At 39.7% G+C, this 23,443-nt stretch carries 27 protein-coding genes and 1 tRNA gene; 7 read left to right on the forward strand and 21 right to left on the reverse strand.

Going from position 1 to position 23,443, the window contains the following annotated elements:
- Positions 1-4: 4 nt before the first annotated feature.
- The 10 genes from HMPREF0874_RS07270 to HMPREF0874_RS07315 all read right to left on the reverse strand — a co-directional run bounded on the left by HMPREF0874_RS07270 (position 5) and on the right by HMPREF0874_RS07315 (position 9,527).
- Entirely contained in the window at positions 5-856 is an 852-nt protein-coding gene (locus tag HMPREF0874_RS07270; RefSeq protein ID WP_008602738.1) for a hypothetical protein, read from the reverse strand.
- Positions 857-982: 126 nt separating this feature from the next.
- Positions 983-1,750 carry an SDR family NAD(P)-dependent oxidoreductase gene (locus HMPREF0874_RS07275; RefSeq protein WP_008602740.1) on the reverse strand — a complete coding sequence of 256 codons (768 nt, stop codon included), beginning with the start codon at positions 1,748-1,750 and terminating at the stop codon, positions 983-985.
- A gap of 11 nt (positions 1,751-1,761) precedes the next feature.
- Positions 1,762-2,556, reverse strand: coding sequence for a TSUP family transporter (locus tag HMPREF0874_RS07280; RefSeq protein ID WP_008602742.1), 795 nt, complete (start codon positions 2,554-2,556; stop codon positions 1,762-1,764).
- A gap of 65 nt (positions 2,557-2,621) precedes the next feature.
- The gene (locus tag HMPREF0874_RS07285; RefSeq protein WP_004693609.1) at positions 2,622-2,918 is read right to left on the reverse strand and encodes a YerC/YecD family TrpR-related protein; all 297 of its coding nucleotides are present in this window, start codon (positions 2,916-2,918) and stop codon (positions 2,622-2,624) included.
- Positions 2,919-2,927: 9 nt separating this feature from the next.
- Positions 2,928-3,581 carry a methionine ABC transporter permease gene (locus HMPREF0874_RS07290; RefSeq protein WP_008715638.1) on the reverse strand — a complete coding sequence of 218 codons (654 nt, stop codon included), beginning with the start codon at positions 3,579-3,581 and terminating at the stop codon, positions 2,928-2,930.
- Positions 3,562-4,608, reverse strand: coding sequence for a methionine ABC transporter ATP-binding protein (locus HMPREF0874_RS07295; RefSeq protein WP_039965347.1), 1,047 nt, complete (start codon positions 4,606-4,608; stop codon positions 3,562-3,564). Before HMPREF0874_RS07295 ends, HMPREF0874_RS07290 begins: the two co-directional genes overlap by 20 nt.
- Positions 4,609-4,663: 55 nt before the next feature.
- Positions 4,664-5,521, reverse strand: coding sequence for an aminotransferase class IV (locus HMPREF0874_RS07300; protein WP_008602746.1), 858 nt, complete (start codon positions 5,519-5,521; stop codon positions 4,664-4,666).
- Positions 5,522-5,805: 284 nt separating this feature from the next.
- The gene (locus tag HMPREF0874_RS07305; RefSeq protein ID WP_008602747.1) at positions 5,806-6,927 is read right to left on the reverse strand and encodes an acyltransferase; all 1,122 of its coding nucleotides are present in this window, start codon (positions 6,925-6,927) and stop codon (positions 5,806-5,808) included.
- 10 nt (positions 6,928-6,937) lie between these two features.
- The gene (locus HMPREF0874_RS07310; RefSeq protein WP_039965350.1) at positions 6,938-8,752 is read right to left on the reverse strand and encodes a DUF4127 family protein; all 1,815 of its coding nucleotides are present in this window, start codon (positions 8,750-8,752) and stop codon (positions 6,938-6,940) included.
- Positions 8,753-8,900: 148 nt separating this feature from the next.
- A complete protein-coding gene (locus HMPREF0874_RS07315) occupies positions 8,901-9,527 on the reverse strand; it encodes a trimeric intracellular cation channel family protein (RefSeq protein WP_039965352.1) in 627 nt (208 codons plus the stop codon).
- 83 nt (positions 9,528-9,610) lie between these two features.
- On the opposite strand from HMPREF0874_RS07315, the gene tadA reads away from it, so the two are divergent.
- The 3 genes from tadA (at position 9,611) to HMPREF0874_RS07325 (ending at position 11,446) form a co-directional block, all read left to right on the forward strand.
- Entirely contained in the window at positions 9,611-10,156 is a 546-nt protein-coding gene (gene tadA / locus HMPREF0874_RS09955; protein WP_198001856.1) for a tRNA adenosine(34) deaminase TadA, read from the forward strand.
- Positions 10,110-10,200 (forward strand) — tRNA-Ser (locus tag HMPREF0874_RS07320). The genes tadA and HMPREF0874_RS07320 overlap by 47 nt, the downstream gene beginning before the upstream one ends.
- Before the next feature lie 58 nt (positions 10,201-10,258).
- Positions 10,259-11,446 carry an MFS transporter gene (locus tag HMPREF0874_RS07325; RefSeq protein ID WP_008602757.1) on the forward strand — a complete coding sequence of 396 codons (1,188 nt, stop codon included), beginning with the start codon at positions 10,259-10,261 and terminating at the stop codon, positions 11,444-11,446.
- 113 nt (positions 11,447-11,559) lie between these two features.
- On the opposite strand, the gene HMPREF0874_RS07330 is transcribed toward HMPREF0874_RS07325, so the two are convergent.
- From HMPREF0874_RS07330 to HMPREF0874_RS07345, 4 genes are all read right to left on the reverse strand, one after another.
- Positions 11,560-12,807, reverse strand: a complete 1,248-nt coding sequence (locus HMPREF0874_RS07330; RefSeq protein WP_008602759.1) for a serine dehydratase subunit alpha family protein — start codon at positions 12,805-12,807, stop codon at positions 11,560-11,562.
- Position 12,808: 1 nt separating this feature from the next.
- Entirely contained in the window at positions 12,809-13,180 is a 372-nt protein-coding gene (locus HMPREF0874_RS07335) for a RidA family protein (RefSeq protein WP_004698345.1), read from the reverse strand.
- A 132-nt stretch (positions 13,181-13,312) separates the two neighbouring features.
- Entirely contained in the window at positions 13,313-14,092 is a 780-nt protein-coding gene (locus HMPREF0874_RS07340) for a hypothetical protein (protein WP_008602761.1), read from the reverse strand.
- Between the two features lies 1 nt (position 14,093).
- Entirely contained in the window at positions 14,094-15,038 is a 945-nt protein-coding gene (locus tag HMPREF0874_RS07345; RefSeq protein ID WP_039965353.1) for a hypothetical protein, read from the reverse strand.
- Between the two features lie 242 nt (positions 15,039-15,280).
- On the opposite strand from HMPREF0874_RS07345, the gene menA reads away from it, so the two are divergent.
- The gene (gene menA, locus HMPREF0874_RS07350; RefSeq protein ID WP_008602765.1) at positions 15,281-16,183 is read left to right on the forward strand and encodes a 1,4-dihydroxy-2-naphthoate octaprenyltransferase; all 903 of its coding nucleotides are present in this window, start codon (positions 15,281-15,283) and stop codon (positions 16,181-16,183) included.
- A 142-nt stretch (positions 16,184-16,325) separates the two neighbouring features.
- Positions 16,326-17,144, forward strand: coding sequence for a MetQ/NlpA family ABC transporter substrate-binding protein (locus HMPREF0874_RS07355; RefSeq protein WP_004698373.1), 819 nt, complete (start codon positions 16,326-16,328; stop codon positions 17,142-17,144).
- Between the two features lie 39 nt (positions 17,145-17,183).
- Here the strand turns inward: HMPREF0874_RS07355 and HMPREF0874_RS07360 are convergent, their stop codons facing one another.
- The 4 genes from HMPREF0874_RS07360 to HMPREF0874_RS07375 are packed head-to-tail and all read right to left on the reverse strand — an operon-like array spanning position 17,184 to position 20,251.
- The gene (locus tag HMPREF0874_RS07360) at positions 17,184-17,579 is read right to left on the reverse strand and encodes a cytidine deaminase (RefSeq protein WP_038125822.1); all 396 of its coding nucleotides are present in this window, start codon (positions 17,577-17,579) and stop codon (positions 17,184-17,186) included.
- A gap of 10 nt (positions 17,580-17,589) precedes the next feature.
- Entirely contained in the window at positions 17,590-18,891 is a 1,302-nt protein-coding gene (locus tag HMPREF0874_RS07365; protein WP_038125821.1) for a pyrimidine-nucleoside phosphorylase, read from the reverse strand.
- A gap of 53 nt (positions 18,892-18,944) precedes the next feature.
- Positions 18,945-19,607, reverse strand: a complete 663-nt coding sequence (gene deoC / locus HMPREF0874_RS07370) for a deoxyribose-phosphate aldolase (protein WP_004698377.1) — start codon at positions 19,605-19,607, stop codon at positions 18,945-18,947.
- A gap of 14 nt (positions 19,608-19,621) precedes the next feature.
- A complete protein-coding gene (locus HMPREF0874_RS07375) occupies positions 19,622-20,251 on the reverse strand; it encodes a 3'-5' exonuclease (RefSeq protein WP_008602770.1) in 630 nt (209 codons plus the stop codon).
- Between the two features lie 188 nt (positions 20,252-20,439).
- Here HMPREF0874_RS07375 and pyrF point away from each other — a divergent pair, with 188 nt between their 5' ends.
- Both pyrF and pyrE read left to right on the forward strand, forming a co-directional pair.
- A complete protein-coding gene (gene pyrF, locus HMPREF0874_RS07380) occupies positions 20,440-21,159 on the forward strand; it encodes an orotidine-5'-phosphate decarboxylase (protein ID WP_004698328.1) in 720 nt (239 codons plus the stop codon).
- Positions 21,156-21,743, forward strand: a complete 588-nt coding sequence (pyrE, locus tag HMPREF0874_RS07385) for an orotate phosphoribosyltransferase (protein WP_008602774.1) — start codon at positions 21,156-21,158, stop codon at positions 21,741-21,743. The genes pyrF and pyrE overlap by 4 nt, the downstream gene beginning before the upstream one ends.
- 276 nt (positions 21,744-22,019) lie before the next feature.
- Here pyrE and HMPREF0874_RS07390 read toward each other — a convergent pair whose 3' ends face one another.
- The 3 genes from HMPREF0874_RS07390 to HMPREF0874_RS07400 are packed head-to-tail and all read right to left on the reverse strand — an operon-like array spanning position 22,020 to position 23,349.
- Positions 22,020-22,448 carry a hypothetical protein gene (locus HMPREF0874_RS07390; protein ID WP_008602776.1) on the reverse strand — a complete coding sequence of 143 codons (429 nt, stop codon included), beginning with the start codon at positions 22,446-22,448 and terminating at the stop codon, positions 22,020-22,022.
- Between the two features lie 9 nt (positions 22,449-22,457).
- Positions 22,458-23,033, reverse strand: a complete 576-nt coding sequence (locus HMPREF0874_RS07395) for a DUF1700 domain-containing protein (RefSeq protein WP_008602778.1) — start codon at positions 23,031-23,033, stop codon at positions 22,458-22,460.
- Complete coding sequence (locus HMPREF0874_RS07400; protein WP_004693657.1) at positions 23,020-23,349, reverse strand: PadR family transcriptional regulator; 330 nt, start codon at positions 23,347-23,349, stop codon at positions 23,020-23,022. The genes HMPREF0874_RS07395 and HMPREF0874_RS07400 overlap by 14 nt, the downstream gene beginning before the upstream one ends.
- Positions 23,350-23,443: the final 94 nt, after the last annotated feature.

Consider the following 23,443-nt stretch of genomic DNA (forward strand, 5'->3'; position numbering starts at 1 on the left):
GCGTTTATTTACGCAAACCGCCAATTTTATCTTTCGCTGTATTAACAGTGTTTGTAGCAACATCTTTTGCTATCTCTACGGCATCAGAAGCTTTAGTTTTTGCAGTTTCTACTGCTACTTGTGCAGAAGCTTTTGCCACTTCTACACCACCTTTTGCGAATTCTTTGGCTACTTCAATACCTTCTTTAGCAGAATCAATTTTTTCTTTCGCTGCATCAGAAACCTTTGCTACAACCTCTGCTGCGTTATCATGGATTTGGTATTTTGTTTCATTATTCCATTTATTAATGGCAGGTGTTACTTTTTCTTCGTAAACTTGCTTTAAAGATTCTTTAGCAAGACCTGTTTCATTAGCAATCCCAGCCCATACGTCACGTTGACCTTGAGTGAAAGGAATGCTAGCACTTGCATCACGAACGATTTCAGAAGCAATAGCTTTGCCATTTTCTAGGAATTCAGCAACCATCGGTTTATAACGTTCGATATCAGAAGGCATGCCATCTTGAATCCAAATATTTGCAATTTTACCAATAGCATAAGTTAAACCGATAGCTACAGGAACGCGAACAGCTTTAATTGGAATTAGAAGGGATACTGCAGCTGTACCTACAGCTGTGCTAAGACCACCTACTAAACCAACTACAGCACCTGCTTGCAATTCTACATCATAAAGATGAGCAATGCGAGTTACCATGTACGTAGCATTGGCGCACAAAGCGACACTGCTGAATTTAGAGGATAATGCCAATGCTGCCGCACGACCTGCCCCCCAGAAGATAAATTGTTCAACTTGATAGTCACGATCTTGAGATCCATCCGTAAGGGGCTCAAGTGTTACGCCATTATATTCTGCCATAAGTATTCTCCTTTGTTGTGAACCAACTATAGGTCTTATTATTAGTATTATTATACCATTCTATTGATAGAAGTGAAATGAATTTTTCTAATTATCCATATATAATAGCTTCTAATATTTTCTATATTACCAACTTGTGAGTCCTCCATCGATTGTCCAGGCTGCACCTGTCACAAAAGACGCCTTATTACTCAACAAAAATACAATTACTTCTCCAATTTCATGAGGCTTAGCAATACGACCTAATGGGTAATGTTGGCCCATTTCAGCCTTAGCAGCCGCCGCATCTTGGTGGGCATTAGCAATCTGTTTATCTACTAATGATGTATCTACATCACCAGGACACACACAGTTTACACGAACACTGTGAGGTGCCATTTCAAGGGATAGAGATTTTGTAAAGCTCACTACAGCTCCCTTTGACGCACCATATACAGAACAAGCTACATTACCTTGTAAACCCGCATCACTAGCAATCGTTACAATACTGCCCTTTGAAGACCGTAAATAGGGAAGCGCCGCTTGACATAAGAATACAGTACCTTTTACATTAGTCCCAAACATTTCATCAAAAGCTGCCTCTGTAACATCAGCTAGCAACTCTTCTTCATAGTAGCCTGCAGCTGTTACAAGAGCAGACACCCCACCAAACAAATCTACTGTTTCTTTTACAATTCGCTGACAATCCTCAATTTTAGAGACATCACCTTGAATATATTGTACCTTAGATGAATAACGACGTAGCTTAGTTTTAGCCTTTTGACCAACTTTTTCATTTCGACCATTGATGACTACACACCAACCTTCTTTGAGTAAAAGCTTTGCCGTAGCAAATCCAATACCCGATGTACCACCACTGATCAATGCCACCTGTACATCACTTTTATGAGGCATACCTTGCCCTCCTATAAAGTTGAAACATAGTCATAGACTAATTTCAACAACATAACTGTCGTTACCGACAAGAATACAACTCGCACCAAAGATGAGCCCTTCGCAATTGCCAAATGCGAGCCTAAATAAGCACCTATAATTTGACCTGCCCCGGTGGCAAGACCATACTTAACATTGACGTGTCCTAAATATAAAAATACCAATAAAGACGCCAAATTACTAGTAAAATTCAATATTTTTGCATTAGCAGATGCATGTAAAAAATCAAAGCCTGTAAAGATAAAGCCCATAATCAGAAATGTACCTGTACCAGGACCAATAAAGCCGTCATATATACCAATGCCAAGAGCAAAAGCCATACAAATATATAGCGCTTTTCCTGCTACCTGAGATGTACGATTGATTTCACCCCAGTCTTTTTTGAACACCACAAAGAGTGTTACACAAACAAGTAATATGATAATAATAGGCTTTACATATAGCGGTGGTAAAGAAACAACCGCCAAGGTACCAAGCATAGAACCCACAAAGGTAAAAGGCAGTAATTTACGAACTAGGGAAAAATCAACCATGTGATTTCTCAAAAATGTAATCGATGCACTGCCAGCACCAAAGATACTGGATAATTTATTACTGCCTAGAGCCACACTAGGTGGAAGATTTGTTAATAACATGGCAGGTACAGAAATGAGGCCTCCCCCGCCTACAATGGAGTCTACAAAGCCAGCAAACGCACCAGCTACGGCGAGTAAAACGAGTATAAGGATATCAAATGGTAAACCTGTTACCGTAATGAGCCACTCCATAATAAACCTCCTACAGATAGCACATCAACGGTCGCCAAAGGCCACCGTTGTCATGCTAATTTATTTTATTTTGCACCTAGACGATCGAGAGCCAATGTATAACCATCTGCACCATATACTAAACAGCGCTTTACACGACTAATCGTTGCAGTACTCGCACCTGTTTCTTCTACGATTTTCTCATAGCTATCCCCTGCGCGAAGCATTTTTGCTACTTGTAAGCGTTGAGATAATGCTTTTAATTCGTTAATCGTACAGATATCTTCAAAAAATGCATAGCATTCCTCTGTATTTTCAAGCGTTAAAATGGCGGTGAACAATTCGTCATTTTGTTGACTTCTCAATTTTTCATTGATACTCATAGGATCCTCCTACTTCTTATTCATCGCTTTAGACCAAGCATCACCAATCATTTGTACAACTTGTACCAATACAATCAAGATGATGATTGTAGCGATCATAATATCGGCTTGGAAACGTTGGTAACCATATCGGATAGCAATATCCCCAAGGCCACCACCACCAATAGCACCAGCCATCGCAGAGTAACCGATGAGGTTAACGATAAGAACCGTTACATTGTCAATAATTGTTGGCAATGCTTCTGGTAATAATACTTTCCAAATGATTTGTAATGGGCTTGCCCCCATGGATTGAGCCGCCTCGATAACGCCAAAATTGATGTCCTTAATAGACGTTTCTACAAGGCGTGCCAAAAATGGAATTGCCGCAATGGTCAACGGCACGCATGCTGCAGTTGTACCAATGGATGTACCTACCACCATACGAGTAAACGGAATGATAGCAACCATCAAGATGATGAAAGGTACAGAACGCGTTGCATTGACAATGGCACCCAATACTTTATTGAGTGTTACATTTTCCAAGATATGACCTTTAGAAGTAACAACCAGAACAACACCAAGAGGAATACCTAATAACATTGCCATTACAGTAGAAATTATCGTCATTTGCAATGTATCAAGGGTACCAGTTATGAGTAGATTAATGATTTGCTCTGACATAACCGATCACCTCGCTTTCAATTGGTAACGTTTTGATGTAGTCCAAACCTTCTTGCGCATTTTCTGGGTCACCATTCAAGATAACGATGAGGCGACCAACGCTCGTATTTTGGATGTAATCAATGCCGCCAAAAAGGATGCTTACATCTAAATTAAAGCGTCTCACAAGGCCTGCTACTACAGGCTCATCTGTTGCTTGTCCTGTAAATTTGAGGCGCACTAAAGGTGCTGTCCCTGCAATCCATTGATCATGTAATTCCAAGTGTTCCAATGCTTCTGGAGGTAAGTTATCACTCACTACAGAGCTAATAAACTCTTTTGTCGTATTTTCGCGAGGATGTGTGAATACTTCAACCGTGCTACCTTCTTCAAGTATTATGCCGCCTTCAATAACCGCCACGCGATCACAGATTTCACGGATAACGTGCATCTCATGTGTAATGAGCACAATAGTGAGCCCCATCTTCTCGTTAATATTTTTCAACAATTTCAAAATAGAATCTGTTGTTTGAGGATCAAGGGCAGATGTAGCTTCGTCACAAAGGAGAACCTTTGGATTAGACGCTAAAGCACGAGCAATACCAACACGTTGTTTTTGACCACCAGACAATTGAGATGGATAGTTGTTCATCCGGTCTGTAAGGCCTACGATATCAAGAATTGGCGTAATGCGTTCCTTGATTTCAGATTTGCTCATTCCTTGTAATTCCAACGGAAATGCCACATTGTCATATACGGTACGAGAAGACAATAGGTTAAAATGTTGGAAAATCATGCCAATATCTTTTCGCGCTTTACGCAAATCAGATTTGCTAAGTGTAGTTAAGTCTGTACCATTTACGATAACAGAGCCAGATGTAGGTGCTTCGAGCATATTGATGCAACGAATCAATGTGGATTTACCGGCACCGGATTGACCGATAATGCCAAAGATTTCGCCTTCTTTCACATTTAGGCTAATATCTTTCAACGCTTCCACACGAGTAGCGCCTTCATAGACTTTACTAATGTGTTCTAATTGTATCAAAATAATTTCCTTTCTTAAGGTAAATGTTTAACATTTGATGAAAGCAGCTTATCTATCAAGGTAGTCCTTCTTCCATCAATTTTTCTAGTGCTTCGCGTAGACGAAGTGTAATAGCACCTGGTTTACCACCAGATACTGGATTTCTGTCTAGCTTAGTAATTGGGATGACACCACCAATTGTATCGGTAAAGAATAGTTCGTCCGCTTCATCTACAAAGGTGCGGTCAAATTCTTTCTCAATAATGGTAATACCTAAAGATGGTGCTACACGGGTTAAGATCATTTGGCGCGTAATACCTTTTAAGATATGATTATCCGCTGGATGCGTGTACAAGATACCATCTTTAACAGCAAACACATTAGATGTAGCGCCCTCTGTACAAATGCCATCACGGAACAAGATGGCTGTATAGGCAAATTTCTTTTCTGCTTTTGTTTGCGCCAAAATATTCGGGATCAAGTTAGTGGTCTTAATATCTACATGTTCCCAACGTTCATCAGGCAAAGCTATCGCTTTTACACCTTCACCCAATTTATTGACTTCATCTAAATCCAAGGTACGGATAGACATAAGCATTTGTGGTTCTAATTTAGAGCGATCATAAGCATGATGACGTGGTGCTACACCACGAGAGATTTGTAAATAAATATAGCCCTCTTTGATTTCACTTTGCTCGATCAAAATTTCGTGCAATTCTGTCAAATCATCAGGGGTCATTTTTACAGGGATATCCATTTCACGCATAGAGCGATACAAGCGATCTTGGTGGTAAGACAAAGCGAAGCAACGGCCTTTTACGACGCGAACAACTTCATATACAGAGTCACCAAATAAATAGCCACGGTCATCAATGCTGATAACTTTGGCACCTGGTTCGACGAATTCACCGTTAAAATATGTTAATTCTTGCATAGGAGCACCTCTTTTTCTATTCCGTTACTCTATCAAGTGGTAATCATCATGGACTTATTATAACACAATTACTTTTAAATTTTCACACTTTACTTTGTGAAAGATATTAATTCGATATACAAAAATCCGCTAGGATACCATAGTTAAAAACTATATCCTAGCGGATGTATTGCATATATTATTTTAATACTAAATCAGCACCACAGAGCTAGTTAGTACTATGGCCGATACGAAAGTACTAATACCAATTAAGACTCTCAGAAAACAATAGTTTGCATCCTACACTAGTGCCCCAGTACAAATTTACGAATAGACTTAGGTAAGTAATTGAAACCTACTGTAGTCAAATAGGATAATGCCAACGCCATACCATACATAATTAGCACGTTGGTCACCGTATACAAGAGATTATATTTAGCCATCACACCAGAAATGATTAACAACCAAAATGGATGCGCTAAATAAATACCATACGATTTATCGCCTATCTCAGACCAAATGGACTCCATAGTCACATTCATAGGTAGCCTTTGGAATAGGAACAAACTAAACATCGTTCCCAATCCTGTATAAAGAACGCCCATAGGACTCATTTGATGTACCGTGTAAATTGCTTCTAACACAGTATAATGCCATACGTCCATGACATAGTAATAAGAGCCAAGCATCAATAATATGGAGCTTACCGCGCTGATGCCTAAAAGGTAACGATAACGCCACATATATTCGCAGACGATTTCATATCGTTCAGCACATACGGCACCTAAAAGGAAAATCCACACATAATGAATAACCCAATAGTTGAGTCGCATATCAAAAAGATATTTAAGAACTGGCTGATTGCTTAGATTTTCTGTTACCCAACGGCCAAGCATGTAAGACGAAACATAATCGATACCAACTTGGATGACAAATAGTAACACCAGCCAAAATACAGGCCGTTTTAAGATGACTTTCACCATGGCCCGCCATAATGGCATCATCACGTAGAACCATAGCAAAATAACCATAAAATATAGATGATACATAGAGGTACCAAAGAGTAGATTTATCGCCAACGGCCCTGGATGTAAATTGCCAAGGTTATGAGCTGTCATCCCTGTATATAGCAAGTAAAAGATGGACCACGTAATATATGGAAATAGCACCACCTGAATGCGGCGGTGCATAAATTCCTTATATGAGAATGGTCCCTCTACCGAGGTATGATAAAACAAGCCAAATGCAGAGAGGAAGAAAAACGCAGGCACTCCAAAGCGAGAGAGAATTTCTAACACGCTGATGAGTTCTAAATTTACAAAAGGATTTTGCAATGCGTAAGATCCTACATGAATGCCGATAACACCGAGCATACAGAGGCCTCGCATATAAGTAATTTCCGGTAAAAACGCTTTTTTCATAGCCATTGCCTATTCACTATTGACCAGGTGCCACTGCAGGTGTCGGTACCACACGTGGACCTTGAGACTCTGTAGCTGGTTGTTTAACTACAGGAGGGGTAGATGTAGGTATTTGAGGCGTTGCAGCTTTTTCAGGTTGTGCGGCTTGTGCTGGTACAGCCTGACCATTTGCTTTAGCAGCCGCTTCTGCCTTAGCCTTAGCTTCTGCTTCAGCCTTAGCTTTTGCTTCAGCTTCTCGTTTCAAGCGTAATTCTTTTTCAAGTGGTACCACTGGTTTGTCATAAACAGTGATATCCGTTTCAAATAGACGTCCCCATGGGAATGTAGCTTTTACTGTACGAGGATTGATTTTAAGGTATTTTTCAGCGAAATCTTGAATGCGTTCACCTAAATAACTTTCAAGACGTTCATTTAATTCACCAGAGTAACGAACATTGTCTGTTCTGATAGAATCTTGCATACGATAAATATCTTTACGGATATTTGCTTGATATGCCCAGTTATCCAAATATTGTTGCGTCAACATATCACGATGACCTTCTGGACTCATAGATTTAAGCAATAATCCTTGAGCAATAGCGTAACCTACTGTGTTACTTGCTGTATTCCAACCATTATACGCACCGATTTTGTACAACAAATCTCGTTTATACATAGCGGATACCAATGTATTATCTGCGCCATTATTGAAAGCAATATCTGCAACGCTTACGTTCACACCAGAGTCAACAGCTTGCTGAATGCGATCTACGAAAGCATTTGTAGAGTTGGAGATCATTGGGAAGTTTTCGAAGTTTTCAGACTCGCCTGTACTCGTAGTAAGAGGTGTATTAACAGCCAATAATACAGTTGGTTTACCTTGTGTCACCATCGTGCCACCTACAGCCTCAACGTGTTGAGCAATTGTTTTATCAATCGTTTGATCTTCGTAACCTGGTAATGTTTTACCTCCGCCACCGAGTGGATAAATTACGGAGAATGTAGGTTTTTCTGTGCTCACATCGGTACGGGAACGCGCCATCAATAAGAGACCAAGTTGGTCAGCACCAGGGAAGCTACCGTATTTTTCAACAGAAATATCCTTGGAATATTTGTTAAGGTAACGACCTTCTAGAGCGGATTGAGATAATTGAGATGTATCATCATGACCTAATGCAAAGTAGTCGAATACACCACTGCGAGTTTCATCAATCAACTCTTTGTTGATTTTCATATTTTTTTGACGGCGGTCAAACCAGTCTTGCAAGTATTCCACAGGAACGGAGGCTTGTAGGCTCATCATTTTTTGAGTTTCTTCTTGTGTTAAGGAGCCAGAATCCAATTTATCTTGTAATGCAGCGATTTGGAAGATAGTTGGACCATACTCCGCATAATAAGCCGGTTCAGTACCGCCACCACTCGCACGCGGAGAACGCATTACCGTACCAAAACCATAGATGCGTACATTTTTATTACGCGCTTTTAAACCTTCAATACGTTTCAAGCGATTTTGCAATGTGCTAAGAGGAATATTATGTTTACGAGAATCTACAAGACCTCCATAAATAAGAGTATCTGTACTTAATACCATAACATCAGCACGACCTGCATTTTGTTCTACCCAAGCCATAATTTGGTCTGCTTGACCTTGATACGTCTTACCAGAAATCAAATGTTGAGGTGGTGTCAACACAGTCATACCCGCCTCACGAGCTGTATCAACTGTATATTGCAAGCTTACAGGGCGATCATCTTGAGGTACATATAATACGGTTTCTGCATCAATATTGATGGATGTACCTGTAGCAATGGCTGTAACCATTAATGCTACTTTCAACCATTTATTTGTCATAAAGCAAATCTCCTTCTGTGTACACGAGTACTCTCGACTCGAAAATTAACTCTTATATAATACTCTTTTTTTCTGACCTTTTTATGAAATATTTAACAGTATAATTATATCATTTACTTGTTATTTCTCAAATGCAGCGCCTTTAGCTTTAGCGCACTTTGGGTAAGCTCCAATTATATTTAATAGCTAGTAGACGAATAACTAGTACAACAGTAAAAGCACCATATACAGCCTCTCCAACCCAGTTAGAAATAACCATTAAGTAATAAACGATACCCCCAATAACACTAGGCAGAGCGTACACGTCTTCTTTCAAAACAGACGGAATCCGTTGAGCCAGCATATCTCGGATAATGCCGCCACCAACAGCAGTAATAGTTCCTAATAAAACAATGAAAATTGGCAACTCTGGATATAGTTTAAATCCTGCAGATGCCCCAGTTACTGTAAAAGATGCCACCCCCACAGCATCGGCCAATAAATAGCTTGCTCGACTACGAGGGCCCATAGCATGCTTGCGATAACGGCTGTTATACATAATAAATACGATAATTGTTACGGAAATAACCACTGTTACATATACTATATTGCGTAATGAGTTCGGTGGAAAATACCCCAAGAGAACATCCCGTACAATACCACCACCGATTGCCGTGGCCAGTGCCAATACAGCCATACCAAATATATCCATTCTCCGCGCCACCCCAACAAGTGCTCCGGAGATAGCAAAAGCAATAGTGCCAATCATATCAAATATATACCAAATAATATCCATAATACCCTCACACAATCTATTCGCATAACTGCGTACACTATGATAGACTTTATGTAAGATATTATACATTAAGAGGTATGAGAATGACAAAAGACATTACACCTATAGAGATTAAAAATATGGATGAGCGTACTCGGGACGAGTATTTCATGGCGTTTGCCCTAGAGGAAGCTCACAAGGCCTATGACTTAGGAGAAATTCCTATCGGCGCCATTTTAGTTCAAAACAATACAATCATTTCACGCCACCATAATCGCCGCGAATTAGATCACGATGCAACGGCTCATGCAGAGGTGCTCGTCATCCGAGAAGCATGCGGTGTGCTCAAGCGCTGGCGGTTGACTGGTTGTACCCTGTATGTTACGATAGAGCCGTGTCCGATGTGCGCTGGAGCCATTATCAACAGTCGTATTGACCGTGTTGTATATGGTGCAAGTGATTACAAAGGAGGCGCTGTAGAATCTCTTTTCAATGTACTCTCTCACCCTGGTTTAAATCATGAGCCTGAATTAGCATCTGGGGTCCTTGGTGATGAATGTAGCCAAATCATGAAAGACTTTTTTAAGGAGCGCCGTAAAACACGGAGGAGTACCCAAGAGGCTGAAGGGTCCGCACTCGAAATGCGGTAGGTCGGGCAACCGGCGCGGGGGTTCAAATCCCTCCTCCTCTGCCATATAAAATATATAAAGCGCTAACCACGGTTAGCGCTTTTTTGCGAAGGGACCACTACTATGAAAAAATATTACCCTTATCTCATTACAGTGAGTCATATGATTAATGACTCTTGCCAAAGTGTATTGCCTGCCCTTTTACCACTGTTCATCTATACCTATGGACTCAGCTTAGAACAAGCGGGCTTTCTTATCTTAGCCAATACAGCATTATCTTCATTATTACAACCATTATTAGGATATCTTTCTGACAAAATCAATCAGCCTCGACTCATCGCCTTAGGTGTTTTACTCTCTGCTTGTAGCACAGGTGTTATGGGTTTTGTCACTTCCTATGAAAGCTTACTTGTTTGTGCCACCTTAGCCGGTGTGGGGTCTTCTATCTTCCACCCTGAAGGGGCAAAGATCATGAACCGCCTCGGTGGCGGCAAAAAAGGAAAAGCCATGGGCACCTTTGCTATCGGCGGTAGCTCTGGTTTTGCCATTGGCCCACTCTTTGCTGGCTCTATTGCCTATACAGTAGGTCCGCATGGATTGGCGGCTTTCACCGTGGTAGGTCTTATCATATCAACGATTTTATTCATCCTCATGCCTCGCATAGTAGCTCATGCATGCACTATCGACCAAGCGGTAGCTACAGAAAACCCTACACTTGTAGACAAACCACTCAAAAATTACTGGAAATACTTTGGTATCTTGTTCGTTATCATCCTAAGCCAATCGGTAAACTTCCGCGTTATCAATGCATTTATTCCTATCTTCTGGACTCGTGAACTCGGCACCAGTCCAGAACAAGGCAGTTTTGCATTAACCGTATTCTTTAGCATCGGTATCTTCATGACATATATCGGCGGTCTATTAGGCGACAAATATGGTCCTATCAAAATCATTAGACTATCCCTATTAATTTGGTTGCCGGCCATGTTCCTATTAACAGAAGTGCCAACCTTCTCCCCTGTCATCATGATGCCTGTAGCCTATCTGCTACTACTCATGATTGGCGCTGCGAAAGCCATCAGTTATAGCCCAGTCATTGTACTAGGTCAAACATATCTAGCTAAAAGCATCGGCTTTGCCTCTGGTATTACCCTCGGCGTGAGCCAAACTATTGGTGGTATCATCGCACCTGTAGTAGGTAACCTTGCGGATACCTATACTTTACCTGCCGCTATGATGACACTTGTACCATTCCTAGTAGTGGGTCTTGGGGCTTCATTGATACTTAAAGATCCTAAAAAATTACAATAAACAAAAAAGAACCCTTCGCGTGAATTGCACCCCAAAAATTGGACACAATTTTTGAAAGTACAGAAACCAACGAAAGGTTCTTTTTATATTCAACTAAACACATCACATACAGTTTAGTGTTTTAGCATTTCATTCAATATAACTACGTCCGTTTCTTTCATACCTTGTGCCACAGCACCAATACTGCGGATGGTTTCATCAACGGAGTATGCTACAAGGCCATCGCCTTTTTGGTAGTTTTTATTAAGGCGAGCTTGCTTATATCCCATAAAAGCACCATCAAGAGAAATCGCAATTTTACCTGCACAGGATGGTTTTGCACCATCGCATACGATACCCGATAAACTTGCAAGCCCATTTACAAGAGTGTTCTCGATTATATCTTTACTATCACCTTTCAAAAAGGCTATACCTGCTACGCTTACCACACCGGCAGATACAACGCCACAGTATGCAGACAATTTACCAATACCAGATTTAACGTAAAGCGTTAGCAAGTTAGCAAAGACGAGAGCGCGATACAATTCATCTTCACTTTTACCAAGTTCCTCGGCAGTCGTAATGATTGGTACAGACACGGTTAAACCTTGATTACCAGAGCCAGAGCAAATAACAACAGGCAATGGGCAGCCACTCATACGCGCATCAGAGCCAGCTGCGGCACGAGCCTTACATTTCGTTTCGAGAGATGGATTTTCTTCATCTAACAATAACAATTGTCCAATATTAGATCCATAATCATTGGACAGACCTTCCTTAGAAATTGCAGTATTATACTCAACTTGCTGTTTAATTTGAGGTAGGATACCAGAAATATCACCGGTTAAGGCAAATTCGTAAATGCTATCGAAGGTCATGGCATATTCTGTTTTAGCCGCTTTCTTAATTTCATTGACTGTTTCAGAGACAATCTCACCATCTACTGATACATAGGTTACATTCGTATGGTCATTTTCAATTCGAACAACCGCTGTATGTTCATCTGTTTCTGCAGTGATTTCTATATATAGATTATCTACGCCTTCAGCAAGTGAAACGGTACAGAAGTTAGCATCAAGCAATGTACCAAGCCATTTGCGATCTTCGTCTGTAGCAGATTCCAACACCTCTAGTTCACGCTCTGGATGCCCTACAATAGCACCCAGTGTAGCGGCCGCCGTTAGTCCTTTTCGCCCCCCAGAATTTGGAATGACTACAGATTTTACATTTTTGATAATATTCGCGCTGCATCTTGCGTGAATATGGTTAGGAAACTCATCTAAAACAGAGACTGCCTTCGCAGCCGCATAAGCCAATGCAATTGGCTCAGTACAACCGAAGGCAGGACGCATCTCTGACTGTAACAAAGAAATATAATCCATCTTATACTTCCGCAATAATTTCCACTTCTACAATAACGCCTAATGGAAGGTCTTTTACTGCTACACATGAACGAGCTGGTTTAGAAGTGAAATATTTAGCATACACTTCATTAAATGCTTTGAAATCACCAATATCAGCTAAGAAGCAAGTTGTTTTAACAACCTTGGAAAAGTCTGTACCAGCTTCAGTCAATACGGCTTCAATATTTTTGCATACTTGTTCAGTTTGCTCTACAATGCCCCCTTCAACAACTGTACCAGTTGCAGGATTGAGTGGAATTTGACCAGAAGCAAATAATAAACCGCCAACCACTTTAGCTTGAGAGTAAGGGCCTACTGCTGCTGGTGCTTTGTCTGTAGAAATTGTTTTCATGATAAATCTCCTTTTATAAATAAATATAAATTAATATGACTATATTTAAGGTGCGAAACTCATGTTGATGCCTCGATATATATGACTTACCTCAATATATCACATATAAAATAAAAGTACGTATATAACCAATTATTTAATTGATTTGAATGCATTGTCAAATATTGGTTTGAAATAATCACGTTGTACATCAGTTGTTATACCTACATACAACACTGGTTTTCCTGGCTTCAACACAAATGCAGCATTTGCATAGAGTGGAGTTTGTACATTTCCATCTGCATATAACAAGCGAGAGCTTGCTGCATATGTTTGATATTTTGTACCAGCCACCGGATGTACTTGTTCTGCATTTTCTACGGTTAGAGTTTTAAGTGTTTTAGGCATAATCGTTGCTTTTTGGGGATCACGACTAGACACATTAATAGGTCCATTCAAAGGAACTACCGTTGTGCTAGTAGGAATCTGTTTATTTATTGTTCCTAATAAAAGTTGCTCTGTTACAGGATCAATTTGACCTTTATCAAGAGCGGTCATAGCAGCTATAAACATTGGGTCATTAGCCTTTTCTTTAGCCACTTGTTGCGCTATTTGTTTAACATCTACAGCTACTACGAATGCATCTTTTTGACCAGTTTTATCTGCCCCTTGTAATTGGTATACATCAAAATTAGTACCAAAATTTTGGAAAAATTCCTTTGCCATCATATTCGACATCGTAGATTTTGAAAAATCCTCATTTAATTGTTTTTCTACAAAATCACGTGTATTTGTCTTGGATGCAGAAACAACAGTTACATTGTTAGGCACTACCATGGATCCTGCAATTGTTTGTACATCCTTAGCAAAACCTACGCCAGATACAGTCCCCATTAGGCAAGCTGCACAAGCCAATACTTTCAAAGATTTCATATTATTTACCTCCCTTGAGAGATTGTGTTTGATACATATGATTCAACTCATTAGCCCAATAATCATGGCTAGAGTCATCAGACATTAAAAGCTGTAAAGATACACCTTTATCTGTAGGAACAGCATAACCAATTAAGGAATAGGTATTTCTAAAGCCATCATATTTTAGACTACCGCGTAAATCGCCTGTCACAGCTGTACCATAGCGTGTTTGAACAGGTTTATAGGCCACATGCGTTGCATCTAGGCTTACTTGTTTTGCCATAAAGTCTACATAAGAACGGACCTCTTCTATACTTTTAGGAGATGATTTCTTATCTGTGGCAAGCATTTTATCAAAGACACCTATAATTTGAGAAGGTAACTTATCATTTATCGTTTTTAGATCTTTAGATAATTTAGCACCTTCAATAGTATTGCTCTTCAGGCCTTGTAATTGTTGTTGGGCCGTCTCTTTGGAGTAAGATTCTACATATTTAGAGATAGAATGCTTTAATGCGGCTTTTTCCGCATCTGACCCCTTCTCTAAAATAGTCTTATTCATACCTATAACTTGATCAATTGCATTTTTAGAATAGTTAATAACAATTAAACCACCTATATGATGTCCTTGTTTATCAGTACCTTGCAATTGATAGAAGGAGTAACCATCAAGAAAGTCCCCCTTCACTGGTTCAACAGCTACACCAGTCTGTACTTTCACAACATTATTAATAGTATCAACAGCAGATTTATTTGCTACTTTAAGAAATTTATCTTGTTCTTGATTACGCAATCTTGTATCAGTAGAAATATGCATAACTTCTACAGCTTTCACAGTTGGGGAAGTTGTGCCGTACATACCATAACCTAAATCTACCGTATCAGCACATGCCACTGCCCCCATACCCACAGTTAAACAGGTGGCACAAGCCAATGTTATCAACTTTTTATTGAGAGTTCTCATAAGACACCTCACCTTTTTAACAATACACTATGTATAGATTGTTAGATAATCCGTGCAGTATATATTAAGAGTTTAAAAGATAATCTATACTGCATATATTAATTATTATACTATATCGACATATATAACTGTATAGTATAATTTACAAGCTTACCTTTCTGCTATACAATACATAAATAGACATGTAAAGATGATATACGTATGAGAAATGGAAAGGAGTGCACACTCGGTGTGCTTTTAATATGATACAAGAATTAATTCCCCTCACTAGGCCTCGCACATTAGCTGCTGCATTGGGGCCTACCATTTTAGGTGCCGCCTTTAGTTATTATGCGTTTGGCGCTACTCAGGGTACAGGGCTTGCCATTTTACATACAGTGCTCATATTTTTAGCTGTTGTAACAGCCCAAATTGTAGCTAATTTATGGAATGAATATAAAGACTTTAAATCTGGACTCGATGCGGGTCAAAAGGTAGGTAATGCTGGTTCTATCACACGTGGCGTTATAACACCAGAGCTCATTATAACGATGATTAAAGTACTCATGTTTGTGCCCATTATCATTGGTCTTTATTTATCTGCTACTATAACTTGGTACTACATCCCTGCAGGCTTCTTATGTATTCTAATTAGTTTCCTTTACTCTGGCGGTCCAAAACCAATTTCTCGAACACCATTTGGAGAAATTTCCTCTGGTATCGCCATGGGTTTTGCCATCGTACTCATTACAGGCTATGCCTGGACACGAGAATTATCCTTAGCTCTGTTAATTCCTGCAATTCCATCTACATTGCTCGTTGGATCCATCATGTTGACGAATAATATCCGAGATATTCGTAATGATGAAAGCCATGGCCGTCACACATTGCCAATTGTACTTGGTCGTGAAAGAGCGCTCAGCTTAATGAGTATCTCATATATTTTCAATTTTATTTGGATCATTGCTTGGATTATAATAGGCCATATGACATGGTTCGCCTTATTAGCATTCCTTGCAGCACCACTAGCTTTCAAAACAATTCATACATTATCTACCAATACAGATGAGTTCCAACTAGATAAGGCTATGGGCACTACCGCTGGGGCCGCTATGATTTATCAACTAATGTGGGCGATTGGACTTATCATGGGCAAATTGTTTTAAAAATGAACATACTTATATTATAGGTTCTCCATAGTTTTTAGTTATGGAGAACCTATAATAATTCCTTCTTGATAGATAGGAAATTATTTAGTACTATAGATTTAATATTTTATATGTAATTATTGTATAAGGAGTGTGTCTAATGAGAAAATTTTTAGCATTGGCAGCTACTGTAATCCTTGGCGGCGCTTTATTAATCGCAGGCTGTGGTAACGACAACAAACAAGCTGCTAGCGATGGCAAACAAGTATTAAAAATTGGGGCAACAGCAGTACCTCACGCAGAAATTTTGGAACAAGTTAAACCAATCTTAGCAAAAGATGGTATCGAATTAAAAATCACAGAATTTACTGATTACAACACACCTAACTTGGCTTTAGGGGACAAAGAGATTGATGCCAACTTCTTCCAACACGTACCTTACATGGAGGAATTCGCAAAAGCTCACAAACTTGACTTAGTATCTGCCGGTGGTGTTCATCTTGAGCCAATGGGTTTATACTCCCGTAAAATCAAAGATTTAAAAGATCTTCCAAAAGGCGCTAAAATCGCTATTCCTAATGACCCTACAAACGGTGGTCGTGCATTATTGTTGTTACAAAAACAAGGTCTAATTACATTAAAAGACTCTACAAACATCTTATCTACCGTACAAGATATTACTGCGAACCCTAACGAATATCAATTCGTAGAATTAGAAGCAGCACAAGTACCTCGTTCCCTTGACGATGTAGCCTTAGCCGCTATCAACACTAACTTTGCATTAAACGCAGGTCTTAACCCTGGCAAAGATGCATTGGCAATTGAAAATAACGATTCCCCTTACGTAAATATCGTAACTGTACTTAAAGGCAATGAAAATGACCCTCGTATCAAAAAATTGATGGCTGCACTTCATAGCCCTGAAATTATCAAATTTATCCAAGAAAAATACCAAGGTGCTATTGTTCCTGCATTCTAAGCTATACCAAAAAGAGACCACATCAACGTGGTCTCTTTTTTATATGTTATCGGGCCCAAATCTAAAAGGTAATAAACCTTCTAATTCAACAACTGTATAGTCCCCTCTTAAATTCGCCATTATAATACGAGGTATTTCAAATTCAGAAATCACCTGACGGCAAGCACCACATGGTGCACAAGGCCCTTCCGTATCAGCAACTACGGCAAGGGCTTTAAATTTTGTTTGCCCTTCCGACACTGCCTTAAATATAGCAGTTCTCTCCGCACAATTAGTTAATCCATAAGAAGCGTTTTCTATATTACACCCTTCATAGATGGTTCCATCTTCGCAAAGAAGGGCTGCGCCCACACCAAAATGTGAATAAGGACTATAGGTTTTGTCGCGAGCCACAATAGCACGATCGATGAGCTTTTGAATATCCTTTTCTTTCATATTGCACTCCTCACTCTACAATATCTAGTATAGTATCCACTACTTTAGGTGCAGTATTACCAATAGTAATCGCCGCTAAATAGGTCTGAGCCGCATTAGTGAATAAGCTTTCATCAGAAGCATATAGTGTAGCTATCCTTTCACCCATGCTAACGGCGTCCCCAGTTTTTTTGTGCATTACAATACCTGCACTATAATCGATAGGGCCATCTTTAACGGTCCGACCGGCTCCAAGCATAACGGATGCAATCCCGCATTGTTCTGTATTCATATGGATTATATAACCGTCTTGAGGTGCTATCACATCATAGGTAAACTGGCCGATTGCCAATATACTTTCATCATCGATAACTCGGCTGTCGCCATCTTGAGCATCAATCATCATACGCAATCGTTCTAATGCGGCACCAGAGTCGAGTGCCTCTTGCACACGACTGAGAGCCGTTTCATAGTCGCATATATGACTCAATACGAGCATGTGGGCAGCCATAATAATACATTCATGCGTTAAATCTTCTGGACCATGACCTTTCAACGTATCAATAACCTCGCGAATCTCCAAAGCATTTCCAATAGCATGGCCTAGCGGTCGATCCATATCCGTCAAAATAGCCTTAACTGAACGGCCATTTTTCTTTCCAATATCTACCATTGCTTTAGCCAATTCACGAGCATCCTCTATGTTTTTCATAAAGGCACCACTGCCAACCTTTACATCTAACAAAATTGCTTGAGCACCAGAAGCCAATTTTTTGCTCATAACAGAGGATGCAATAAGAGGGATACTATCCACAGTTCCCGTCACATCGCGCAAAGCATATAGCTTTTTATCAGCAGGTGCAAGCCCTTCCGACTGACCTATAACAGCAAGACCGATTTGATTAACTTGATTGATAAAAGCATCTTTCTCTAAAGATACCTTTAAATTTGGAATGGACTCCATCTTATCAATAGTGCCGCCCGTATGTCCAAGTCCACGACCAGACATCTTAGCCACCTTGCCTCCACAAGCGGCTACGAGAGGCGCAATAATAAGTGTGGTCTTATCTCCTACGCCACCTGTACTATGTTTATCTACGGTGATCCCATCAATATTCGATAAGTCTACCATATTACCTGATTGAGCCATAGCCAAGGTCAAAGTTCCTAGTTCACGAGCATTCATACCATTAAAAACTATGGTCATCAAGAGCGCACTCACTTGGTAATCAGGGATTTCTCCCTTTACATAGCCATCTATGACAAAGCGGATTTCCTTATCTGTTAACGGCAAGTTCGCCCTTTTCTTCAGAATAATATCATACATACGCATAGTTACACCGCCATTCTAAGAAACCACCTAAGCATAGCCTAGGTGGTTTTCTATTATACTTCTTCGTTCAAGTGATTCTTTAATAACTCTACAGCTGCACTGGCTCCAATTCTGCTACAACCTTCTGCAATATAGGCTTTCATATCCGTAATAGAGCGAATACCACCTGCAGCCTTAATCTGTACATTAGGACCAATATGCTTTTTAAAGAGTCTAATATCTTCAAGGCTTGCACCGCCGCTACCAAATCCAGTAGATGTTTTAATATAGTCTGCGCCACCATTTGTAATACATTTGCAAAGCGCCACCTTTTCAGAATCTGTAAGATAACAAGTTTCGATAATAACTTTTAAAATTTTATCACCACAAGCCTTCTTAAGCGCCTCAATTTCGCTAGTTACCGCTTCAAAATCACCTTGCTTTACATCTCCAAGATTAATAACCATATCAATTTCAGAAGCGCCCTCTTCAATGGCCTGTTTCGTTTCTGCCACCTTTACCTCTGTTGTTTCATATCCTAAAGGGAAGCCGATAACGGTACATATGTTAAGTTCTGGATATGCTTCATGGGCGGATGCTACAAAATCTGGAGGAATACAAACAGATGCAGTTTTATACCTTATACCATCCTCACAAACTTCTTTAATATCATCCCATGTAGCTGTAGGACGCAATAATGTATGATCTACATAAGCTAATAATTCTTTCCCCAACATAGTACCTCTCCTTACTAAAAGAACGACATTTGTTCTGGTTCTGGCTCTTTATGTAATGCATCTTGAGCAGAGCGATTTTTATCATCAATGAATGGTTCTAATGGTACACCTGTAGCCTTTAATAAATCTGGTAAACTATTAACGCCTTTCAACTTAGCAGCTTCTAATACAACCTTTGCACAAGTCTCTGCATCATCCAGTGCATAGTGATGTTTAAACTCAACTCCAATATATGCGGCCATTGTATTCAACTTATGATTAACCAAATCAGGCCATACCGCACGTGAAAGTTTAACTGTACATGCATAATCTAGTTCTGGCCAAGGGATTTTATAATAATCTAAAGTAGCACGCAATACGTTCATATCGAATTTCGCATTGTGAGCCACCATAATATTACCTTTTAAATGGTTTTCATAAATGGCATTCCACAACTGATCAAAGGTCTTTTCATGAAGAACATCCTTCGGTTGGATACCATGAATTTCAATACATTCATCATCAAAACTCATAAACGGAGGCTTGATGAGGCTATATGCTTTTTTGGTAATTTGTCCGTCCTTTACGGTAATAACCGCCAAGGAGCACGCACTATTTTTAAATTTATTTGCTGTTTCAAAGTCTAATGCAACAAAATCTAACATAGGACTCCTTTCAAAATCTATATATAAGAATTATATTCATTTACTCTACTTATTATAGCATGAAATAGACTATAATCTACTGTTCAAAGGTGAGCAATAATCACCTCATTCATACCAATTTTAATTGACAGATAGACCCTCAGTATGTGAAAATTATTTAGATATGTATGTAGTATGGAGGTTGCAACATGGCAGATGACAGATTAATCGTTGCTCTTGACGTATCCACGATGGATGCAGTGAAAGAAATCGTATTATCCCTCGGTGATTCGGTTAGCTTTTACAAGGTCGGCATGGAGCTATTCTACGCCGAAGGAGCAAAAACAATTCGTTTTTTACAGGAGCAAAACAAACAAGTATTTCTTGATTTGAAATTGCACGACATTCCAAATACCGTAGCCCATGGCGTAGCTTCCTTAACACGTCTCGGCGCTAGTTTAATTACTTTACATGGTCAAGGTGGTCCTGTCATGATGAAAGCTGCTGTTGAGGCAGCTCGTGAGAGTGGCAAAGAACTAGGCGTAGAACGCCCAAAATTATTAGCCATCACCGCATTAACTAGCTTTGACGATGAATCTTGGACTGCTATTGGTGGTCAGCTACCAATTTCCGACCAAGTCATTCGCCTTGCAAAACTCGCTAAAGACTGTGGTATGGATGGTGTTGTATGTTCCGCATTAGAAGCCAAAATGATTCGTGAAGCATGTGGCGATGACTTCCTCATCGTTACCCCTGGTATTCGCCCTTCCTTTGCAACAACAGACGACCAAAAACGGGTTGCTACACCAGCTAGTGCACTACAAGATGGAGCATCTCGCCTTGTTATCGGTCGACCTATTACACAAGCCGAAAACCCTCGTGAAGCGGTTCGTTTAATTATTGAAGAAATGGAGAAAGTATCCAAATGATGACAGAACAAGAAGTAAAACAATTACTGATCGACACTCAAGCTATTTTAGAAGGTCACTTCCTTTTGACATCTGGTCTCCACAGTCCAATGTATGTTGAAAAATTTAATGTATTACAACATCCAAAATATACAGAAAAACTTTGTAAAGAATTAGCTGAACGCTTCCGCGATCAAAATGTAGAACTTGTTATTGGACCTATGACCGGCGGCATCTTACTTGCTCACGAAGTAGGTAAAGCGCTTGGCACCCGTGCTATCTTCACAGAACGCGAAAAAGGCGTTATGACATTACGTCGTGGCTTTAAAATCGAGCCAGGCACAAGAGTTCTTATCGTTGAAGATATCGTAACTACTGGTGGCTCTGTACAAGAAGTAGTAAATGTTGTCAACCAATCCGGTGGTGAAATCGTAGGTGTAGGCCTTCTTGTTAACCGTTCTGGGGGCAAAGCAGAATTCGGTGTACCTCATGAAAAGGTACAAGCATTACTTAATCTTGAAGTTCCAACTTATAAACCTGAAGAATGCCCTCTTTGCAAAGACGGCGTAGCTATGACAGAACGCGGTTCTAAACACATCAAATAATTTTTTAACGACCTATATACATGCATAGGTCGTTTTTCATTAGGAAGTTAATAAAATATTCCCAGTCCATCAACTACTGTCTATATTTATAAATAGATACAAAAAGAGCTCCTTCACTGAGGAGCTCTTTTTGTTTGTGTGTAGTTATTGTGTGTAAGAGAGAGATTCTGATACGAATGTATCACATAGAGTATGTGGCTCTATGGTGGCCATGAATGCACTTTCATGACCACGTACTCTATAATCTTATAAGAGAAATGGACTCATAAAGTATCGTTAGTTTTGTGTAGCTTGTGGCACACCTTGTTCACTTTGTTGTTGTGGTGCATTACCATTAGTTTGTTGAGGTGGTTGGCCTTGCATAGGCATTTGACCTTGTGGAGGCATTTGACCATTTGAATGTATATGCTGGCCATTATTTGGTCCCATACCATCTTGAGGCATCATTTGGTTTTGACCATTTTGGTGCATATGCTGGCCATTATTTGGCCCCATGCCATCTTGAGGCATCATTTGATTATTTCCATCCATCATATGTTTATCCATATATTTATTAGGACCATCATGTCTATGTGGTTTTCTAAACTGTTGTTCATTTGTTTTCATCCATTCACCAAAATTAGGTAAATCATTTACTGCAAACGATGTACATGCTCCAACCGCACAGATTACGGTTAAAATCGCTGTAATTATAATTCGTCTCATAAATCCTCCTTAGTCCACATTGCGGAAATAACGTTCACGCACACCACGAAGCTCTGTGCCAACAAAGACGCATGTAAGTCCACCAAATAAACCTACACCACCAAGTGCCACTAAAGTTACAATGGACAATACTGGAAATGCAGTAACATTCTCAAATGGTTGCCATGAGCTACCTAGTAAGAACAAGATAGCCGGTGTAATAATGAATATAAGAGCACCTACAATATAGGATAAGGCACTTCCAATAGAGAGCAAAGTCTTAGATGCTTTTTTAGCCATCCCCGGTAATTGAGGTAAAAGACGCTCTTTATAATCATCAAATCGTGCATAAATTTCCTGCATATTAACGGATTTACTTTCACTACCATCTTGATTCATTGTGTCTGTAATGATACCTGCATCTACGTAGGATGCATATATTTCCTCTGGAGTCCCTAAGGATTTAATGATCTCACTATCGGTAAGACCCTTTTCATAACCTACCGCAAAATGTTCTTCATAAACCTCTATAATACTCTCCACATCTGCAACACGCGCTTTTTTAAATATATTACGCAATGCATCCAAAAAGCTATTTTTGTTCATTATTATCGACTCCTTTCAACAGCATATTGATAACACCAGAAAAATCATCCCATTCTTGACGCATCTTGTTATATGCTGCACGGCCTTCGTTCGTGATATGATAGTATTTCCGTGATGGGCCTGTAGAAGACTCCTTTAAATACGTTTCAACATACTTTTCTTTTTTCAGTCTGTTAAACAATGGATATATCGTTCCTTCAGATATTTCAATATATTCTGAAATGGTGCTTACGATTTCGTATCCGTAGCGATCATTTTGTGTTAATAATGCTAGCACCAGCATGTCCATAACACCTTTTTTTAATTGAACTTGCATAGTTCCTCCCTTTTAGGCTGTGCTTGCCTGCCAATGTGAAAGCTCTCTTACGGTCACTATCATATACTGACAAATACATAATAACATAAGGTAC

Origin of the sequence: Veillonella sp. 6_1_27 (assembly GCF_000163735.1) — a bacterium.
Lineage (GTDB): Bacteria > Bacillota > Negativicutes > Veillonellales > Veillonellaceae > Veillonella > Veillonella parvula_A.

Bases quoted from the DNA above. Each gene is read 5' to 3' on its own strand.
- HMPREF0874_RS07270 (WP_008602738.1), bottom strand. From the start codon at position 856: ATGGCAGAATATAATGGCGTAACACTTGAGCCCCTTACGGATGGATCT.
- HMPREF0874_RS07275 (WP_008602740.1), bottom strand. From the start codon at position 1,750: ATGCCTCATAAAAGTGATGTACAGGTGGCATTGATCAGTGGTGGTACA.
- HMPREF0874_RS07280 (WP_008602742.1), bottom strand. From the start codon at position 2,556: ATGGAGTGGCTCATTACGGTAACAGGTTTACCATTTGATATCCTTATA.
- HMPREF0874_RS07285 (WP_004693609.1), bottom strand. From the start codon at position 2,918: ATGAGTATCAATGAAAAATTGAGAAGTCAACAAAATGACGAATTGTTC.
- HMPREF0874_RS07290 (WP_008715638.1), bottom strand. From the start codon at position 3,581: ATGTCAGAGCAAATCATTAATCTACTCATAACTGGTACCCTTGATACA.
- HMPREF0874_RS07300 (WP_008602746.1), bottom strand. From the start codon at position 5,521: ATGCAAGAATTAACATATTTTAACGGTGAATTCGTCGAACCAGGTGCC.
- HMPREF0874_RS07305 (WP_008602747.1), bottom strand. From the start codon at position 6,927: ATGGCTATGAAAAAAGCGTTTTTACCGGAAATTACTTATATGCGAGGC.
- HMPREF0874_RS07310 (WP_039965350.1), bottom strand. From the start codon at position 8,752: ATGACAAATAAATGGTTGAAAGTAGCATTAATGGTTACAGCCATTGCT.
- HMPREF0874_RS07315 (WP_039965352.1), bottom strand. From the start codon at position 9,527: ATGGATATTATTTGGTATATATTTGATATGATTGGCACTATTGCTTTT.
- tadA (WP_198001856.1), top strand. From the start codon at position 9,611: ATGACAAAAGACATTACACCTATAGAGATTAAAAATATGGATGAGCGT.
- HMPREF0874_RS07325 (WP_008602757.1), top strand. From the start codon at position 10,259: ATGAAAAAATATTACCCTTATCTCATTACAGTGAGTCATATGATTAAT.
- HMPREF0874_RS07330 (WP_008602759.1), bottom strand. From the start codon at position 12,807: ATGGATTATATTTCTTTGTTACAGTCAGAGATGCGTCCTGCCTTCGGT.
- HMPREF0874_RS07335 (WP_004698345.1), bottom strand. From the start codon at position 13,180: ATGAAAACAATTTCTACAGACAAAGCACCAGCAGCAGTAGGCCCTTAC.
- HMPREF0874_RS07340 (WP_008602761.1), bottom strand. From the start codon at position 14,092: ATGAAATCTTTGAAAGTATTGGCTTGTGCAGCTTGCCTAATGGGGACT.
- HMPREF0874_RS07345 (WP_039965353.1), bottom strand. From the start codon at position 15,038: ATGAGAACTCTCAATAAAAAGTTGATAACATTGGCTTGTGCCACCTGT.
- menA (WP_008602765.1), top strand. From the start codon at position 15,281: ATGATACAAGAATTAATTCCCCTCACTAGGCCTCGCACATTAGCTGCT.
- HMPREF0874_RS07355 (WP_004698373.1), top strand. From the start codon at position 16,326: ATGAGAAAATTTTTAGCATTGGCAGCTACTGTAATCCTTGGCGGCGCT.
- HMPREF0874_RS07360 (WP_038125822.1), bottom strand. From the start codon at position 17,579: ATGAAAGAAAAGGATATTCAAAAGCTCATCGATCGTGCTATTGTGGCT.
- HMPREF0874_RS07365 (WP_038125821.1), bottom strand. From the start codon at position 18,891: ATGCGTATGTATGATATTATTCTGAAGAAAAGGGCGAACTTGCCGTTA.
- deoC (WP_004698377.1), bottom strand. From the start codon at position 19,607: ATGTTGGGGAAAGAATTATTAGCTTATGTAGATCATACATTATTGCGT.
- HMPREF0874_RS07375 (WP_008602770.1), bottom strand. From the start codon at position 20,251: ATGTTAGATTTTGTTGCATTAGACTTTGAAACAGCAAATAAATTTAAA.
- pyrF (WP_004698328.1), top strand. From the start codon at position 20,440: ATGGCAGATGACAGATTAATCGTTGCTCTTGACGTATCCACGATGGAT.
- pyrE (WP_008602774.1), top strand. From the start codon at position 21,156: ATGATGACAGAACAAGAAGTAAAACAATTACTGATCGACACTCAAGCT.
- HMPREF0874_RS07390 (WP_008602776.1), bottom strand. From the start codon at position 22,448: ATGAGACGAATTATAATTACAGCGATTTTAACCGTAATCTGTGCGGTT.
- HMPREF0874_RS07395 (WP_008602778.1), bottom strand. From the start codon at position 23,033: ATGAACAAAAATAGCTTTTTGGATGCATTGCGTAATATATTTAAAAAA.
- HMPREF0874_RS07400 (WP_004693657.1), bottom strand. From the start codon at position 23,349: ATGCAAGTTCAATTAAAAAAAGGTGTTATGGACATGCTGGTGCTAGCA.